Origin of the sequence: Pseudomonas putida (genome assembly GCF_001941965.1) — a bacterium.
Taxonomy (GTDB): Bacteria; Pseudomonadota; Gammaproteobacteria; order Pseudomonadales; family Pseudomonadaceae; genus Aquipseudomonas; species Aquipseudomonas putida_L.
The window spans coordinates 70,347-84,999 of the sequence record NZ_MKZO01000026.1 but is presented as its reverse complement, the minus strand read 5'-3'; the positions used below and the strand labels follow the sequence as shown (position 1 = coordinate 84,999).

19 protein-coding genes and 1 tRNA gene are annotated in these 14,653 nt (G+C 60.2%); 8 read left to right on the top strand and 12 right to left on the bottom strand.

The genetic code is table 11. From position 1 onward, the window contains the following. Positions 1 to 57: 57 nt before the first annotated feature. From PSEMO_RS33520 to PSEMO_RS16700, 3 genes are read right to left on the bottom strand one after another with little or no spacing between them, the layout of a single operon-like run. Complete coding sequence (locus tag PSEMO_RS33520; RefSeq protein WP_075804098.1) at positions 58 to 243, bottom strand: hypothetical protein; 186 nt, start codon at positions 241 to 243, stop codon at positions 58 to 60. Between the two features lie 23 nt (positions 244 to 266). Then, positions 267 to 596 (bottom strand): type II toxin-antitoxin system RelE/ParE family toxin, encoded by a 330-nt coding sequence (locus PSEMO_RS16705; RefSeq protein ID WP_075804097.1) that lies wholly within the window; start codon positions 594 to 596, stop codon positions 267 to 269. Continuing rightward, positions 593 to 829 (bottom strand): type II toxin-antitoxin system ParD family antitoxin, encoded by a 237-nt coding sequence (locus tag PSEMO_RS16700; protein WP_075804096.1) that lies wholly within the window; start codon positions 827 to 829, stop codon positions 593 to 595. Before PSEMO_RS16700 ends, PSEMO_RS16705 begins: the two co-directional genes overlap by 4 nt. Positions 830 to 1,065: 236 nt before the next feature. Here PSEMO_RS16700 and PSEMO_RS16695 point away from each other — a divergent pair, with 236 nt between their 5' ends. After that, on the top strand, positions 1,066 to 1,494 hold the full coding sequence (locus PSEMO_RS16695; RefSeq protein WP_075804095.1) for a transcriptional regulator: 429 nt from the start codon (positions 1,066 to 1,068) through the stop codon (positions 1,492 to 1,494). Positions 1,495 to 1,561: 67 nt separating this feature from the next. Here the strand turns inward: PSEMO_RS16695 and PSEMO_RS16690 are convergent, their stop codons facing one another. Continuing rightward, a complete protein-coding gene (locus PSEMO_RS16690) occupies positions 1,562 to 2,233 on the bottom strand; it encodes a Bax inhibitor-1/YccA family protein (protein ID WP_075804094.1) in 672 nt (223 codons plus the stop codon). A gap of 125 nt (positions 2,234 to 2,358) precedes the next feature. Here PSEMO_RS16690 and PSEMO_RS16685 point away from each other — a divergent pair. The 3 genes from PSEMO_RS16685 (at position 2,359) to PSEMO_RS16675 (ending at position 3,850) form a co-directional block, all read left to right on the top strand. After that, positions 2,359 to 2,446: transfer RNA gene (locus PSEMO_RS16685), tRNA-Ser, on the top strand. A 308-nt stretch (positions 2,447 to 2,754) separates the two neighbouring features. Beyond that, on the top strand, positions 2,755 to 3,159 hold the full coding sequence (locus tag PSEMO_RS16680; RefSeq protein ID WP_075804093.1) for a hypothetical protein: 405 nt from the start codon (positions 2,755 to 2,757) through the stop codon (positions 3,157 to 3,159). 28 nt (positions 3,160 to 3,187) lie between these two features. Next, positions 3,188 to 3,850, top strand: a complete 663-nt coding sequence (locus PSEMO_RS16675) for an SOS response-associated peptidase (protein ID WP_075804092.1) — start codon at positions 3,188 to 3,190, stop codon at positions 3,848 to 3,850. On the opposite strand, the gene PSEMO_RS16670 is transcribed toward PSEMO_RS16675, so the two are convergent. Further along, on the bottom strand, positions 3,837 to 4,088 hold the full coding sequence (locus tag PSEMO_RS16670; protein WP_075804091.1) for a hypothetical protein: 252 nt from the start codon (positions 4,086 to 4,088) through the stop codon (positions 3,837 to 3,839). The genes PSEMO_RS16675 and PSEMO_RS16670 overlap by 14 nt on opposite strands. Before the next feature lie 684 nt (positions 4,089 to 4,772). Between PSEMO_RS16670 and PSEMO_RS16660 the strand changes: the two genes are divergently transcribed. From PSEMO_RS16660 to PSEMO_RS16650, 4 genes are read left to right on the top strand one after another with little or no spacing between them, the layout of a single operon-like run. Continuing rightward, a complete protein-coding gene (locus PSEMO_RS16660; RefSeq protein ID WP_075804089.1) occupies positions 4,773 to 5,111 on the top strand; it encodes a hypothetical protein in 339 nt (112 codons plus the stop codon). Next, the gene (locus PSEMO_RS16655) at positions 5,108 to 5,473 is read left to right on the top strand and encodes a hypothetical protein (RefSeq protein WP_075804088.1); all 366 of its coding nucleotides are present in this window, start codon (positions 5,108 to 5,110) and stop codon (positions 5,471 to 5,473) included. Before PSEMO_RS16660 ends, PSEMO_RS16655 begins: the two co-directional genes overlap by 4 nt. 10 nt (positions 5,474 to 5,483) lie before the next feature. Next, on the top strand, positions 5,484 to 5,711 hold the full coding sequence (locus PSEMO_RS32965; RefSeq protein WP_144443586.1) for a hypothetical protein: 228 nt from the start codon (positions 5,484 to 5,486) through the stop codon (positions 5,709 to 5,711). A 60-nt stretch (positions 5,712 to 5,771) separates the two neighbouring features. Then, positions 5,772 to 6,737 carry a tyrosine-type recombinase/integrase gene (locus PSEMO_RS16650; protein ID WP_075804087.1) on the top strand — a complete coding sequence of 322 codons (966 nt, stop codon included), beginning with the start codon at positions 5,772 to 5,774 and terminating at the stop codon, positions 6,735 to 6,737. Here PSEMO_RS16650 and PSEMO_RS16645 read toward each other — a convergent pair. The 7 genes from PSEMO_RS16645 to PSEMO_RS16615 are packed head-to-tail and all read right to left on the bottom strand — an operon-like array spanning position 6,721 to position 14,636. Further along, complete coding sequence (locus tag PSEMO_RS16645; RefSeq protein WP_075804086.1) at positions 6,721 to 7,233, bottom strand: DUF2514 domain-containing protein; 513 nt, start codon at positions 7,231 to 7,233, stop codon at positions 6,721 to 6,723. The two genes, PSEMO_RS16650 and PSEMO_RS16645, sit on opposite strands and share 17 nt — an antisense overlap. Next, positions 7,230 to 7,661 (bottom strand): lysozyme, encoded by a 432-nt coding sequence (locus PSEMO_RS16640; protein WP_075804085.1) that lies wholly within the window; start codon positions 7,659 to 7,661, stop codon positions 7,230 to 7,232. The genes PSEMO_RS16645 and PSEMO_RS16640 overlap by 4 nt, the downstream gene beginning before the upstream one ends. A 57-nt stretch (positions 7,662 to 7,718) precedes the next feature. Beyond that, positions 7,719 to 8,315: a tail fiber assembly protein gene (locus PSEMO_RS34040; protein ID WP_305955596.1), complete on the bottom strand. Its 597-nt coding sequence runs from the start codon at positions 8,313 to 8,315 to the stop codon at positions 7,719 to 7,721. Next, entirely contained in the window at positions 8,315 to 9,076 is a 762-nt protein-coding gene (locus PSEMO_RS16630; RefSeq protein WP_075804084.1) for a phage tail protein, read from the bottom strand. The genes PSEMO_RS34040 and PSEMO_RS16630 overlap by 1 nt, the downstream gene beginning before the upstream one ends. Positions 9,077 to 9,086: 10 nt before the next feature. Next, a complete protein-coding gene (locus tag PSEMO_RS16625; RefSeq protein ID WP_075804083.1) occupies positions 9,087 to 10,145 on the bottom strand; it encodes a hypothetical protein in 1,059 nt (352 codons plus the stop codon). Beyond that, a complete protein-coding gene (locus tag PSEMO_RS16620; protein ID WP_075804082.1) occupies positions 10,145 to 13,990 on the bottom strand; it encodes a phage tail protein in 3,846 nt (1,281 codons plus the stop codon). The genes PSEMO_RS16625 and PSEMO_RS16620 overlap by 1 nt, the downstream gene beginning before the upstream one ends. A 55-nt stretch (positions 13,991 to 14,045) precedes the next feature. Then, on the bottom strand, positions 14,046 to 14,636 hold the full coding sequence (locus tag PSEMO_RS16615) for a tail assembly protein (protein WP_075804081.1): 591 nt from the start codon (positions 14,634 to 14,636) through the stop codon (positions 14,046 to 14,048). Positions 14,637 to 14,653: the final 17 nt, after the last annotated feature.

The window sequence follows — 14,653 nt, the reverse complement described above, 5'->3', positions numbered from 1 at the left end:
GGGATTATGGGCGCGGGGGATGCACGGTATTGGGGCGTTGTGCGCGTTGGCGGGGCGTCAGCTTGCGACAGGGAGAAGGGTATGGGCGAGGAAGGTGGCTGCGGGGGCGATCAGGGCGGTGAGGCTGGTTTCGGAACTGACCAGGGCGCCGCCGGAGAGTGCGGCTGCGATGAGGGAGATGGCGGTCCAGAGACGGTGCTTGGGGGTGAGGCCGGCTTGTAGGTTCTTCAATCGCTTGACCATTTGGGCTCTACTTTTTCCGAAAACTAATGAGGAATGAAATCTACCAGCCATTCGGGGATATCCCTTGCGCTATGTAAAACGCGCCAGACATCGACGTGGTCACTGCGCTCAACATAGAACACCAGGTATGGGTAACCCTTTAGCGGCCAGTGAAGCAACCCTGGTAAATCCAGTTCGTGCCCATAACGAGGCACTCCAGATGCCGGATGACGACCAATGTGGTCATAACCAGTTTTCAGAGCGTCAATGAAGCCGAGTGCAGCTTGCTCAGCCTGCTGCTCCAGGTAGTAATCGACAGCGGACTCTGCATCCTGGATGGCAGCCGACCGAGGGATAACGGGCTTTGCCTTCATCCACGCCCCTTGCGAACCCTGGCGCGCAGGGACTCGAAGTAGTCGTCGGTCACGGGGACCGTCGGGGCCGACTCTGCCCCGGCCAGAAGCAAGCCGCGTAAGTGCTGACGGTCCTGATCCTTGCGGATCAGTTCTCGCACATACTCGCTGCTGGTGCTGTAGCCGCGCTGGCTGACCTGCTCATCGACGAACGACTTGAGAGCGTCTGGCAAAGAAATGTTCATGGTGCTCATGGTTTTGCCTATTTTTGACAAAATTTGCCAAATTATACACCTGCCACCGCGTGCCGCCAGTGCTTATGCCACACGCCTCTACCAATCGGGTATCGCTCAGCGCGGGATGTGTAGACCACGCGACTCATCGGACACGAGAACAATTACTGCGAAATGCTACAAAAGATAATGTCTCCACTACCGATGATCTACCGTTGCGTCATTCAACGCAGAGCTGCCAGGTAGGGAATCGAAACGTGTTTGACTATCCAGTAACCACCCACGCTGACGAACACCCAGGCGTCGCACTCACCTGCGACGACCTGCCGGAGTTCAACAGCGCCGGAGATGACATCGAAGATGCACTGTGCGAAGCGGTGGATGGCATCGAAAGCGCGTTGTCGATCTATGTTGATCAGCGTCGCGTGATTCCTGCCGCATCCGCCCCGACGCAAGGGCAGCGTATCGTCCACCTGCCTGCCGTCACCGTGGCCAAGATCGTGCTTTGGAATGAAATGATGAGCCGGGACATGCGCAAGGCTGATCTGTGCCGTTTGCTTGGTGTTTCGCAGACACAGGGTGACCGGCTGGTGGACTTTCTCCACACGTCAAAAATGGAGGCTGTGGAGAAGGCGCTGGCTGCCCTGGGGAAGAGACTGAGTATCTCGGTGCTGGAAGCAGCCTAGGGAATGTGGCCGCTTGCTAGACACGAAAAAGCCCGCCGAAGCGGGCTTTTTCATTACAGCACCTGGATCAGTCGTCCGAGCTCATGATGCCGAACAGTTGCAGCAGGCTGACGAACAGATTGTAGATCGATACATACAGGCTGATGGTCGCCATGATGTAGTTGCGCTCGCCGCCGTGGATGATCTGGCTGGTCTGGAAGAGGATGCAGACCGACGAGAACAGTACGAAGCCGGCGCTGATCGCCAGTTGCAGGCCGCTGATCTGGAAGAAGAAGCTCGCGACCACCGCGCCCAGCAGGACGAAGAAGCCAGCGGTGATGAAGCCGCTGAGGAAGCTCATGTCCTTGCGGGTGATCAGCACGTAGGCCGACAGGCCACCGAAGACCAGCGCGGTCATGGCGAAGGCCGAGCTGATGACCTCGGCGCCACCGGCCATGCCCAAGTAGCGGTTGAGGATCGGGCCAAGCAGGAAGCCCATGAAGCCGGTCAGGGCGAAGGTGGAGACCAGGCCCCAGACCGAATCACGCAGCTTGGCGGTGAGGAAGAACAGACCGTAGAAACCGATCAGCACGACGAAGATGTTCGGGTAGCCGACGCGCATCTGCTGCGCGACATAGGCCATGACGGCGCTGAACGCCAGGGTCAGGGCCAGCAGGCCGTAGGTGTTGCGCAGGACCTTGCTGACTTCCTGCTGATCGGCCTGCAGGCCGTGATGGACGGCATAATCCTGTTCGCGCATGGCGACACTCCTGTGGGGTTTGAAACGTTGAGTTGCAAAGATCATATCAGACCCTCGGAAACAGGCCACGCAGAGAGTTTGACAGCTTGTTTCATTTCGGTATGATGGCGCCCGCATGACAAAGTGGAAGCGTGGCCGAGTGGTTTAAGGCAACGGTCTTGAAAACCGTCGATGGGCAACTATCCTAGGGTTCGAATCCCTACGCTTCCGCCATCATAAAGCCCCGAATTTTCGGGGCTTTCGCATTTCTGGGGCGTGCACATTTTCCGCTTTACACATGGGCTTCTGCTGCCGAGTTCCGGAATAGTTTCGGAACAGTTCCGAAACCCGTGGGCGAAGCGCGGGCAGCGTCACACAAACCAAGGCTGAGCCTAACACGGCGTCATGCCGATATCGCATACCCTCCTCCGGCGTTCTGCCGAACAAATTCCCCCTCCCAAGCAACACCTCGTCGGACCGTACTGGCCGAAGTCGCCGGCAAGAAATACTGTATGCACATACAGTAATACAGACCGGCGCACATGAACGACTACGACATTGACACGACCGGGTTCGACATCGACTCGCCCACCTACATCGATACGCTCAAGCACCAGAGCGGCATGCTCTGCGCTGAGATTCACAGACTCCAGTTGGAGCTGGCCCATACAAAGGAGATCGTCAGGGCCCTGGTCGAGATCAATCAAGGGCTGAACGACAGGATCACCGCCGAGTACAAGCGGGCGAATGCCGCATACGTGGACTACGTAAACCTCTACAACTACGCCAGATGCAGCTACGGGATCGACTTGGCCCGGGACGACGAGGAGCGCGAGCGCGCTCGACGCCTGAATGAGCGATTGAAGGACAAGGTCCGGGCGCCGATTGACGAGCCGATGCGACGGCCATCACTGCCGAGACCTCATGGACTGATGCCGGACAGCTAAGCTGAAGGATCTGCCGGAGGAATTGATGATGTGCGGAAGACTCACGCAGTACCGCGGCGTGCACGACTTTGTTGCGGCACTGAGCATGCCTGGTGCCCTGGTCAACAATGTTGGCGACCAGCAGCTGCAGCGCTACAACGTCGCGCCAACAACGCCAGTTGCCGTGCTGCGCTTGGACGATTCAGGCCTGCGGGCCGACCTGGTGCGCTGGGGATGGCGACCGCACTGGGCAAATGATCGTGCAGCGCCGATCAACGCCAGGGTCGAGAAGGTGGCACACGGAGCGTTCTTCCGCGCGATCTGGCCGCATCGAGCGGTGACACCGATCGATGGGTGGTATGAATGGGTTGACGAAGGCGGCCCGAAGAAGCAGCCGTACTACATCCGCCGACGGGACGGGCAGCCTTCTCTGTGCGCCAGCATCGGCCAGTTCGCCGGCAGCGAGCATGATGGCTTCGTCATCATCACAGCTGATGCCTTGGGAGGAATGATCGATGTGCACGACCGCCGGCCTGTTGTGCTGTCGCCTGAGCTTGCTCGAGAATGGATGGCCCCGGACACGCCGAAGGAACAGGCTGAGCAATTGGCGCTCAACCTCGGCGAAGGCCCGGATGCTTTTGAGTGGTACAAGGTCGGGACGGCTGTTGGGAATGTCCGCAACCAAGGAGAGGAGCTGGTCACTCCAATTTGAGTTCCGGCTCACGGCTAGGCGGCCGCTGTCCGGTCATGCTCAGGATCACTTCATTCCAGGCCTCATGCCTCTTCAGCGCAGAATCCAAACAACCATCGACGTCCGCGGCGCTCCTAGAGCCGCATTCCAATACCTCGTTGCGCGCCTCCATGGCTTTGAAAGTGGCCATGATAGGCCCTACCAAAAAGGCCAGCGGCGCAAGGGTCAGAACCAAAAATACCATCAACCTCAAGACCATGACGTCTACTCCTGTGTGGAGTGCAAACGATAACGCATGAGCCCGCGCATGTTGATTCAAAACACGCTAGCGCATGTTAACGGCTGCTGCCATCTACTTGGTCGCTTCAGGTACTAGGCGCAAAGCATCAGAAGCTTTCTGGCTTCGCTTTCCGGTGACGTACGCGCCGCCCGATAACATCTTCCCTCAGCACTGAGTACGGAACCGGGCTGTCGTATGGAGAGCGAAATATGCTTTCCATCAGACCAAGGCCCCACAGCACCAACATCAACGACCTTGCGTTCACAGATGGATCGCCCTGTTCAATCCGGCGCACAAATTTCTCTGGCACACCGAAGCGGGTCGCTACGTCCAGCTGCCGTAGACCCTGCTTGAGACGCGCGGTTTTGACCATCAGCCCTATCCGCTGAAGTGTGGCCTCACAATCGACGGGAAAATACTCATTCATAAGCGGCGATTTTAGTCGCTTTAGCTGGGATAAGCAGCCCCCTCAGCCCGCTTACAGCTGTCCGCTCTGCCTATCCCCGCTACATTGCATATATCATATGATATACGTATACTCACTCCACGCCCAAGGAGAACACCCATGATCGAGCTCTTCCATACCAGCCCAGCCGAGATCACCTGCATCGATGAGGATGGTCGCTTCGGAGAGTTCCTGTTTTCTCTAGCAAGGTCTACGTCATGACCGCTGGCAAATACATCACGTACACCATCGATGTGCCTGGTAAAGAGATCATCCGCGCCGGTGGCTTGTTCTTCCATGAGGACGCTGCGCTTCTGGATGATTTGGTCGCGAACTTTTGTGATCGCTTCAATGTTGACCCTGATACAGCCCAAGAGGTCATAAGCGAGCGCCAGCAACTAGAGGGGATCGATTCCGATGATGCCTTGGATATCCAGCTATACACCGCTCGCGCAGCAAAACTGCTTGGATTCCGGGGTGTCGAGGTATCTGACGAACAAGGAGCCGCTTACATGATCGACATGCTGAGGCGCGAAGCTGAGCTGGTGAGACTATGAGTGACTCGCAGAGAGCCGCCTCGGCAAAATACCGGGCGAAACAGATCCAGGTCCAAGCCCTAATAAATCCAGATACAGAGAAGGACCTCGCTGCTGCGTGGGAATATCTCAAGCGGCAGTTCGGTGGAAGCGGCAAGAAGGCTTTAGCCTGGGCGGTATCGCATGCCAAAAACAGCATGGACCTTTTCTACGTGTGGAGGGACGGCGAGGAAGACTCGGGACTCAGAATCAAGGCTGTGACCATGGCGGGCGCATTGGACGAAGCCGCTTTCCAGTTAGGCTTTATCGACTATGCAGACATGGCTCAAGAGCATGATTGGGAGAATGGTGAAGGCCTAAACGTGAAGAAAATCAACACTTAATGGTGAGACTATGCGCCTAGAGTTTGCAGCAGGTATTCCGTGGCACGAACAGCTTCTGACGGTTTCCCGCTATCGAAAGCCGGGGCGGAAACATCGGAAAACTCCGCCGAACCGGTGCGTTCAAAAGAAGAACAACACTGTTCACAAAAAAAATATTGCGCTCAATCAGAAAGCTCATTACCACAACAAGCAAGTTGCTGATTTCTGGGCCGGGCTGCTGGAAGAATACCCATACTGATAACCACATCTACCGTCATTCAACTGCCGAACAGGCAGCCGAAAACAACGGAGATTTCAGATGCTGTGTCACCATTGCTGTTCTGTGCTTCCATCATCGCTGCTGACCCTTGGAGAATGGGGAGCAGAGTTCGGGCAGTTGATCGCAACCAGGTCTTTGAAGGCAAACACCCTCACGGGGCGCGTCCGGCAGATCTCCAAACTCGTTGAGATCCTCGGTGGACCAGAACGCAAAATTGCAACCATCCGCCCTGTAGATGTCGCAACAGCAATCCGAGCCGTGTTCGACTCAGGGTGTGAACATCTGGCCTTGCGCCTGCATATCGAAGCGGACGACCTGTTTAATGAAGCCATCATGGCCGGGCATGTCGGGCTCAATCCTGTAACCCATCTCAAGCGCCCTCGCCCGCTGGTGCGCCGCTCCAGGCTCACGCTCGAGCAACTCCAGCAGATCCGCAGGCAGTCGATCAGGCATGGCCGGTATTGGCTGGTCGACGCTATGGACATCGCCCTGGTAACCGGCCTGCGAATCGGCGATGTCGTGAAGCTCAGGGCATCTCATGTTGTTGAAGATCATTTGCTGATTACCCAACAGAAGACCGGAGTGCGCCAGGCTATCCCGCTTGAGCTTCGACTCGACGTCGCGCGCATCACACTCCGAAAGCTGGTTGAGCGCTGCATAGCAGGAAAGACAGAGCATGAACCGCTGATCTCGAAAAAAAGTGGAAGGGCATACCACAAAAACTACCTAACCTCCGCATTCTCCTCGGAGCGCGACCTGGCATTGCCCAGATCAACTTGGGACGATGGGAAAAGGCCTGCGACATTCCATGAGATTCGCTCCCTGGCCGAACGCCTGTATCGAGACCAGGGGCAAGACACGAAGGCACTGCTTGGACACAAACGGCAGAGCACTACAGACCTTTACAATGACGACAGGGGTGTCGAAGGCGAGGTGTTTAGAGTTGTCCCGACGCCTAGGCGCCGGAGCTCTAAAACGTACATCCGAGCTACGACCCCGACTTGACCAGCGACTGATATGACGCCTCGCATGCCAGGCCGACTATTCGGGCGCGATCATAAGCTGCCGCCAGATCTCCCGCTCGCGCATCAGCCCTGCTGAGCAAGTCGGAGAGCACCAGCGCGGCGCGGGTGGCTGCCTTGCCTCGCTCGACAACGGCGGGATCCGTGCCGGGGCAACCGACGGAACCAGCGAGCTTGCTGGCTTCGTTGCGCAGCCGCTGGCCAGCAGCGCCAGCGCCAGCAGCATCGATATCCGCAGCGCTTTGTTCTTTCTGTGCATGGGCTCTCGCCTCCTGTTGCGCCGCCTGGCGGCGTTGTTCTTCTTCCCGGGCATCAGCCTCGGCTTGCGCCCGTGCGGCGCTGTCTGTCGCATCGCGCGCGGCCCAGGCCTTTTCCCAGTCAGCACGCTCGACCGAGCGGCCATGCTGATAGGCGCCCCAGTACGACGCGAGAACCAGCAGCAGGGTTGCAGCGGCACCGGCGGTGCGGACGGAGATCATGCCGCACCCAGGAAGAGGTCGCGCTCAGCGGCGCGGCGACGCACCAGGCCCGGGAGCACCTTGCCACCGGCCTTGTTCCAGCGCGGGAACTGGTCGGCGGCCCCGGCATAGTCCCCAGCGTTCAGCAGGCGCCGGAGTGTCGAAGACTCCAGGTTTGCCGCACCCAGGTTGTAGGTGAAGCAGACCAGGGCATCCCACTGATCCTGGTTCAGCTTTGCGGTGACCAGCCGCTGCACTTCGGGCTCGAAGCGCTGCACATCGTTCAGGAGCATCCGCTCGGCCTGGTCCTTGGTGATCGTCATGCCGGGCTTCACGCCCCGGGTCGCGCCGTAGCCGATCGTCCAGACGCCGACCGAGTCTTGGTACGCCTGCAGGCGCAGGCCCTCGAACGACTTGATCAAGTTCAAGCCGCGTTGCGATGTACGCATGGGTTTTCTCCAGGCAAAAAAATACCGCCAGGCGGCGGTCGGTGGATTCGGAGCAGATCAGGCCGGCGGCGCGGGCCAGTCGATGCTGTTCGGGTATCCCGGCTGTTCCGGCAAGCGGTTGAGCGCAACGCGGTAGCGCTTCCACTCTTTCAGTAGCGCAGCTTCTGCCTCGGTGGCTTCGTCGAGATCAACAGCATCCTGGAGCGGAGCGATCGCGCTGTCTGCCGCCGCGCGGCGCGATGCGGTGTCGGCGACTACGGCGGCAAGGTGGCGTGCAGCATCTGCTTCGGCCTTCATCTCGGCGGTTATCATCCGAGACCAGTCGATGACACCTGGTACCGAAGATGCATACACCTGAGCCGTGGTGCCGGGCAGCAGGATCGCGCCGTCGGCCGGATTGACGATGTCGCGCGGGAAGCGAGCAGATTCGGGGGCGTCCGCGGCATGCGGAAGGAGAATCGTCACCTGCACGCCCTCAGCAGTTTTTTCGATGTCGCCGAAGATCCAGGGGCAGTCGGCGGCGCGCGCGGGCAGCGTTGCACCGAGCGGCAGATTACCGAAGTCGAACTTCACTCCGTTGACGGTCAGTGCGTCGCCGGCTCGGGCCACGCTCAACTGATCATCGCGGCGCTGGGGACTGAACTTGATGCGCATTATTTCCACCTCCCTTGGGCCATATAGCAAATATCGATTGTCGCTGCCGTAGACCTCGCGATCTGGCTTGCGATGTAGACGCCTGGCCAGCTTGACTGATTTGAGAGGCCCGCAGGCACAGTAAAACACTCGAACTCACCGGTTGCAGTGATACTGATTGTGGGTATTGCCGAGAACGGCGCTGGGTAAGGGAGCGCTGCTTCGATAGCACTGAAGAACAGCGAGCCGGACGCGGCGTTCATGGTCTTCGGTACACGCCGCGTGCTCCAGCACGTCAGCGAGCCGTCGAGATACTTCGTGTAGCTGCCGCTGGAGTTTTCTCCGCGCTCGATAATCGCGCCGGCGGCGACTGTACCGATAACATCAGCCACGGCAGCGCTCTTGAGGCCGAGACCTGCCCGGCCTGCTGCTGCCGTTGCTCCGCCTGTGCCGCCCATGGCAACCGGGACGATGTCCTGGCTTGCAACATCTCCCAGGCCGGCAAGCGTCGAGCCCCACTGCTGGAGAATCGCGCCGGCCTTGTCCGCCAGCATCTTGTCGTAGCCCTGCATCGGGCCGACCGCGTATGCGTCGGTGCTGCCGTACGCCGGATAGATCGACAGCGCTGTATCGGATGCGATGTTCGTGATTTCGTGCACGGCACCGTTCGGCGCGAGGAATGCATCACCGACACGACAGTTCGCGACGAACGCGGTATTAACGCCGATGACCGTGGTTGACCCAGGCGTCATCGTCACGCTTCCTGCTCTGTACCAAGACATGGAGCTGCTCCTATAGAGGTTTCATTGGCCGCGATGCAAAAAGAGTTCGGCCGTTGGATGTGAGAGGGTCGACACCACTGGTTGCGTTATCGCAATACATCTGCAAGATCGAGCGATTGCCCGGCAGAAAGCCGCCGAAGTTCGCCCGAAAGGGTTGCGTTGTCTGCCCGATGTTCGTGCATGAGAAAAGCGCGTTGGCGAGGACGTAGTCTGCCGTCGAGCCGGTCCAGGGCATCTGCGCGCTGGGCGCGTAGTAGTTCGGCCTGGTGATCGGCGTGCCGGTCAGCACGAACTTGTCGGCAGCAGGCTGGCTGTTCAGAAGCGCGAGGTTTGCGGTCGTGACAAACGTCCTGTTGTTGGCAGCATCCCTCACTGAAGCGCCGTAGGCGCCGGCCGGCGAAGTCGGAGCCAGGTAGCTCGCGCAGTACCAGTTGATCCACATGGGGTACAGCGCGGTCGGCCCATGAAAGGTTTGGTTGTTCCAGGCCCTGAGCCTGAACCCTGTCCAGTTACCTGGCCCTCCTTTAATCGAAAAATTTCCCACCATCATGTAGTCCGCAGCGTTCAAGAACACCAGCGGGCGCTCATATGTCGTGATCGGCGCCGGGAATGTAACGTCCCCCCAGTCGATCTGCGTTCCGCTATTAGGCCCCTGGAAGCCGATGTTGAAGACACCGTTGTATCGCACGGACAACACCCTGTTCACCGCGTCGATCTGGGTCAGCGTGTTGTTGTTATATGTGCGAATGCCGTAAGCCCCTCCGGCGGCCGGGACATCGCTGCCGAGCGAGAGAATCATGAGCTGCCACGTCATTGTCCTGGGCTGCCGCAAGTGAAGCTGCCCAGGGCTGTACCACGCTTGCGGCGAAAACGTGAATTCGTTCCGATCCTCAAGTGTGTCGACAACAACAAATGATCCGGCGTTGATCTCTGGCACTGAGATGTACTGATCAAATGCCCCATTTCCGGTGACAGTCATCATCTTGAGGGAGCGGATAGGCGTGACGGTCGTATCGAGCGTCACAGCCGCGGCAGCATCCCGCGTCCGGAGCCCGTATTGAATGGCCATCAGGTCAGCCTCCCTACCGCAGTCCGCTCTACGCCGTTGGCGTCGTAGACGTACAGCCCTCCATTGTTCAGCAGCGTCGAGCCGTTCGCATCCTGGCCCCGCAGCACGAATGTGCCGGCGGCGAAGTTGATCTCCAGGAGCGGAAGGCCTTGCGCGTTCTTCGCAGCAGACACGATCGTCATTCCGGCGACGATCTGCTGGATAAACGCCGTGCTGATGATCGCGGTGTTGATGAGGACCTGGCCGCCTTGGACAACGAACGGCAACGTCAACTGCCCCGTGGATTCATCGACAATCGCGAAGCGCTGGGCGAACGCGAGGATCTCCGACGTCTCCCCATCACTCCCGAGCGCCAGCCCAGCCATGACCTTCCTGCCGCCGACAGCGGTCTGCGCCTTGATAGTCACCTGCGAAGACACTTTTCCATCCAGGTCCACGACGGCCTGGCTGACCTGCTGCACGCTCGCGCCGGTCTCGCCGATGGCAGCGTCCAGTTGCTCTGACTTCTCAGCAAGCGCGCGCGTCTCTGATGCCTGCAGCTTGATCTCCGATGCATACTTGGCGCTCGACTCCCACCCTTCGATGACATTTGCCAACGCTCCAGAGCCACTGCTGTCGCGCTGAGCATTGAACGTCGCTGAGGCGAATGTGCTGAGCGATGCAACGGCATGATCAGTGTCTGCCAGCGCCTCGTTTGCCGACTGGATCGCGGCAGTGTTGCCAGAGACCCCGGCCTGTAGCTGGTCGAGCCGCGTAGCGGTCGCCTGGCGATCTGTCGCCACAACGCTCTCAAGGGTGCTAAGCCCTGCGGTGTTGCCGTCGACGCGTGCATTCATGTCAAGGAACCGTTCGGCGGTCGCCCGCTTCTCAGTCGCTGTCGCTTTCCGCTGCTCGGCAATACCGGATTGCGCCGACCACCCACTGATTACATCTGCGAGGTCACCGCTGGCATCCTGTGGGCGGGCCGCCGCACGCAGCGACTGGATGCTGGTGGCCTGGGCGGTCACAACCCCATCCAGCTCCTCGATCGCTGCGCCCTGCTGTTCGACCTGCATTGCCAGGGCGTCGACGGTCTGCGCAATGGTCCCGACATCCATCCAGTAGGCAGGGTCCGGCGGGGCGGCGCCAGCAGGTACCGCCGCACGGGCCTGGAACAGCCGCTGCCCTACCCGCACAACGTCGCCGATGGCGTAGGCCTTGCCCTCGTCGTAGGCGAGCGCATCGGTCAGCTCGTCGATCCGTTCGTACAGTTCCTGCTTTGCGTCTTCGATGCGGCCATTGACCGAGTCCGGACCATCACCAGAGATCTTCTCGATCTCCTCGCGCAGTTCCTGGTAGAGAGCGCTCGCGCCGATCTGCCCCCGGAAATATTCCTCGTACTCAGCCTGGTTGCTGCTGGACTGGCCATTGACGCCGACGCCGGCCGGATACCACGGGCCGATGTTGCCGGACCGGTCGATGAGGCGCGCCCAATAGAAAAACGACGCGCCTGGCACTAGGCCGTGCAGCTCATGCTCGGCTTGCGGATATGCGTAGTCGCCCAGCTTGATCGCGTCATCACGGCTCGTAGTCTGGCTCTGCCAGATCTCGGTGCGCTGCGTGTCTTCGGCGCCGGCGGGGAAGCCCCACTTCAACCGTGTGCCGTAGACCAGCGGGGTGGTTTGCAGGAACGCCACTGCGGGGGGCAGGCCTTCCTTGCCCTTGAGATCGGTCAGCGCGGAGCTGCGCCAGGTCGAAGTGATGTCGAAGCCGCTCACAGAACGTACGCGGGCCAGGTATGCGCCAGCATAGATCCCGGTGACATCAACGCTGGTGGTTCCGGTGCGCTGCAGGCGGACCCAGTTCCCGTTGTCCTTGCGCCACTCAACGTCGTACGCGACGGCGCCCTCGACCGCAGGCCAGGCGATCGTCATGGTGCTGACAGCGATACCCTGGTCAACCGCGTAGCCGGACGACAGGCTCACGCTCGCCGGTGGTGGCACAGTGGTCACTGGAATCACGCTGATTGGGCGCTCGTCCAGCTTGGCGCCGGTATCGATAGCCGCGAACTTGCTTGGGTTGAACTCCAGGGCAGTGAACTCGTACTCGCCCTCGGTTGTGCGGGTACGCTTCAGCACTCGGAACATCTGGACGGCCAGGTCCTCGTAGTCGATTGCCCACTGAAGCTGCGGCTCGGGCTGAAGCGCATAGGCGACAGTCACCGTCACGGCACGGCCCGCAACAGACTCAACGGTGCGACCCTGGGCCGTGCCATTGGGAAGGTTCACGATCAGGCGGTCGCCGGGCTTGATCGGGGTGTCGCGGTCTAACGTCACGGTGCGCCCAGCAACAGCGGAGATTCGGCCGCCGTTCGGCCTGCCGGCGACGAGCTCATCGGCAACCGGAATGACGTACCCCGGCAGCACGTTCGCGCCTTCCATCCCGGTCTTGAAGGTGACGGTGCGGTCCTGGTTGTTGCTCAGCAGCGCCCACTTCCCGCGGCGCTGGGCCTCGCTGGCCCGGGTGCAGCCGATGGCGGATAGCTCGATAGGCCGATCCCGGTACCGGCGCTGCAGCGCCAGGTCAGTGACCGGAATGACGTCGGTGTCATAGTTGTTCGCCGGATTGTCGTAGCTGACCAGGGCACGACTGTAGTGGGTGCCGCGCTCGGCCCCGCCGTACACAAAGTCACCGTCGATGACGTTCGCACGCGTGAAGACATAGTCGATGTCCTGCGCCCGGGGCATGTCAGCCTGCATGAACAGTGCGCCCTGGGCCCAGTACACCATGCCGCGGTAGATCGCGGACAGATCGCGCAACAGCGTCCAAGCCTCGGCCCTGCCCTGCAGGTTCACATCGCAGAGATAGCGAGGTTCCATGCCGCCGACTCCGTCAGGCACCAGTTGGTCGCAGTACTGGGCGATGCGGTACATCTCCCACTTGTCCACCATCCAGCTCTGGATGCGCTTGCCCAGGCCGAAACGATCTTCGACGCAGATCCCGTAGGTCGCCCACACCGGATTGTTGGTCCAGGCCTGCTTGAACGTACCGTCCCAGATCCCGCTGTAGGTTCGGGTTTCAGGATCGTAGTTGCTCGGCACTGGCCAGCGGCGGGCTTTGCAATCGACGGTTACGGACGGGGTGTTCTGGAACTGCTGGGCATCGAACTCAATGTAGAGCAGCGCGGTGTTCGGGTAGCGCAGCTTCTGGTCGATGATCTCGGTGAAGCCGGCGACGGTCATGGTGTCGGCGATGGTGCCGCTGTTGGCGTTAGGTGTGATCCGGCGGACGCGGAACATCCAGCCGGATATAGCCGTCGGCAGGTCGACACGCACGGAGCGCTGGTAGCCGGTGGTGGTCTTGCCGTCTACGGCGCCGCGGTGAGCCTCGGTGTAGGCGCCGCCATCAGTGGCCACGTCGATGGCGTACTCAATGCGGTAGCCGTTAGTGTTGCCGCTGCTGTCCTGCTGTGCCAGGCGCGGCCATGAGAAACGGACGCGCACGGCCGAGAGCTGGGTGTTGCTCAGCGAGCGCACGAACGGGTTGTCGCTGCGCAGCTCGACGTTGGTGGTGGTCTCGCTTTCGATCGCGGGAATACCCTGGATGTAGTCCTGCTCAACAGAGCCGCGGCGCCACTCCCACTTCACCCCGGGGAAATTGACGTTGCCGCTGGCATCCATGATCGGAGTGTTGTCAAGGTAGATATCCCGATCCGTGGGCGCACCCTCGAACTCACCCTCGCCGACCGCAATCAGTATCTTGGTGATGTTGGTGGACCGGAGGCTGTCGGGTGCCTCTACCGCGGTTTTCGGCTTGCTCTCGCCGCCCTTGGCGCCGGCGACGTCGAGCTGAAGTGCTGCGCTCATGTTTCCTCCAGGCAATAAAAAACCGCCCGGAGGCGGCTGGTTCGTAGCGTTCGAGTCAGGTTTTGTCTTCGGCGTAGATCGAAGCCGAAATGATTGCCCCGCCCCACCGGCGCTTGCCGATGCAGATCGGTACCGGGTTGCCGCTGGCCGTGGTGTTCTTGGCTGAGCCGAAGGCGTAGCTCGGCAGGTTCTCCGGGGCGGCGCTTTGGGACAGTCCCTTGGCCTGGGGGCTGAGCAGCTGGATTACCCCACCAGCGACCAGCGCCACGCCCCCCTGAACAGCCCAGGCCTGCCCGCTATAAGTTCCCACAACGATCATTACCGCGCCGATGATGGTCTGAAGAATCCCCCCTCGCTTGCTACCTGCAATCACCGGCGCGATCCGAATCTCACGAGTGCCGCCCAGCTCGAAACTCTCGAGACCAACGTTCTTCCGATTACGGAACACGGCGAAGCGCAAACCAAGTCCATCGAGGCGCCTGATCTCCGCTTCGAAGCCCTGAATCGTGGCTTTCAGCGCCCTGAAAACCTCCCAGGCCTGACCACTATCGATCTGCCTCCGGTGTGTTCGGCCAAACTTCTGCGCCAACGACCCAGAGAGCTTGATGATGGTCATCGGAGAGTAGTGAGCAACAGTTGCCACCATGCTTCCTCCAGGTAAGA

Coding starts and splice junctions, on each gene's coding strand:
- PSEMO_RS33520 (WP_075804098.1), bottom strand. CDS start 243: ATGGTCAAGCGATTGAAGAACCTACAAGCCGGCCTCACCCCCAAGCAC.
- PSEMO_RS16705 (WP_075804097.1), bottom strand. CDS start 596: ATGAAGGCAAAGCCCGTTATCCCTCGGTCGGCTGCCATCCAGGATGCA.
- PSEMO_RS16700 (WP_075804096.1), bottom strand. CDS start 829: ATGAGCACCATGAACATTTCTTTGCCAGACGCTCTCAAGTCGTTCGTC.
- PSEMO_RS16690 (WP_075804094.1), bottom strand. CDS start 2,233: ATGCGCGAACAGGATTATGCCGTCCATCACGGCCTGCAGGCCGATCAG.
- PSEMO_RS16680 (WP_075804093.1), top strand. CDS start 2,755: ATGAACGACTACGACATTGACACGACCGGGTTCGACATCGACTCGCCC.
- PSEMO_RS16675 (WP_075804092.1), top strand. CDS start 3,188: ATGTGCGGAAGACTCACGCAGTACCGCGGCGTGCACGACTTTGTTGCG.
- PSEMO_RS16670 (WP_075804091.1), bottom strand. CDS start 4,088: ATGGTCTTGAGGTTGATGGTATTTTTGGTTCTGACCCTTGCGCCGCTG.
- PSEMO_RS16660 (WP_075804089.1), top strand. CDS start 4,773: ATGACCGCTGGCAAATACATCACGTACACCATCGATGTGCCTGGTAAA.
- PSEMO_RS16655 (WP_075804088.1), top strand. CDS start 5,108: ATGAGTGACTCGCAGAGAGCCGCCTCGGCAAAATACCGGGCGAAACAG.
- PSEMO_RS32965 (WP_144443586.1), top strand. CDS start 5,484: ATGCGCCTAGAGTTTGCAGCAGGTATTCCGTGGCACGAACAGCTTCTG.
- PSEMO_RS16650 (WP_075804087.1), top strand. CDS start 5,772: ATGCTGTGTCACCATTGCTGTTCTGTGCTTCCATCATCGCTGCTGACC.
- PSEMO_RS16645 (WP_075804086.1), bottom strand. CDS start 7,233: ATGATCTCCGTCCGCACCGCCGGTGCCGCTGCAACCCTGCTGCTGGTT.
- PSEMO_RS16640 (WP_075804085.1), bottom strand. CDS start 7,661: ATGCGTACATCGCAACGCGGCTTGAACTTGATCAAGTCGTTCGAGGGC.
- PSEMO_RS34040 (WP_305955596.1), bottom strand. CDS start 8,315: ATGCGCATCAAGTTCAGTCCCCAGCGCCGCGATGATCAGTTGAGCGTG.
- PSEMO_RS16630 (WP_075804084.1), bottom strand. CDS start 9,076: ATGTCTTGGTACAGAGCAGGAAGCGTGACGATGACGCCTGGGTCAACC.
- PSEMO_RS16625 (WP_075804083.1), bottom strand. CDS start 10,145: ATGGCCATTCAATACGGGCTCCGGACGCGGGATGCTGCCGCGGCTGTG.
- PSEMO_RS16620 (WP_075804082.1), bottom strand. CDS start 13,990: ATGAGCGCAGCACTTCAGCTCGACGTCGCCGGCGCCAAGGGCGGCGAG.
- PSEMO_RS16615 (WP_075804081.1), bottom strand. CDS start 14,636: ATGGTGGCAACTGTTGCTCACTACTCTCCGATGACCATCATCAAGCTC.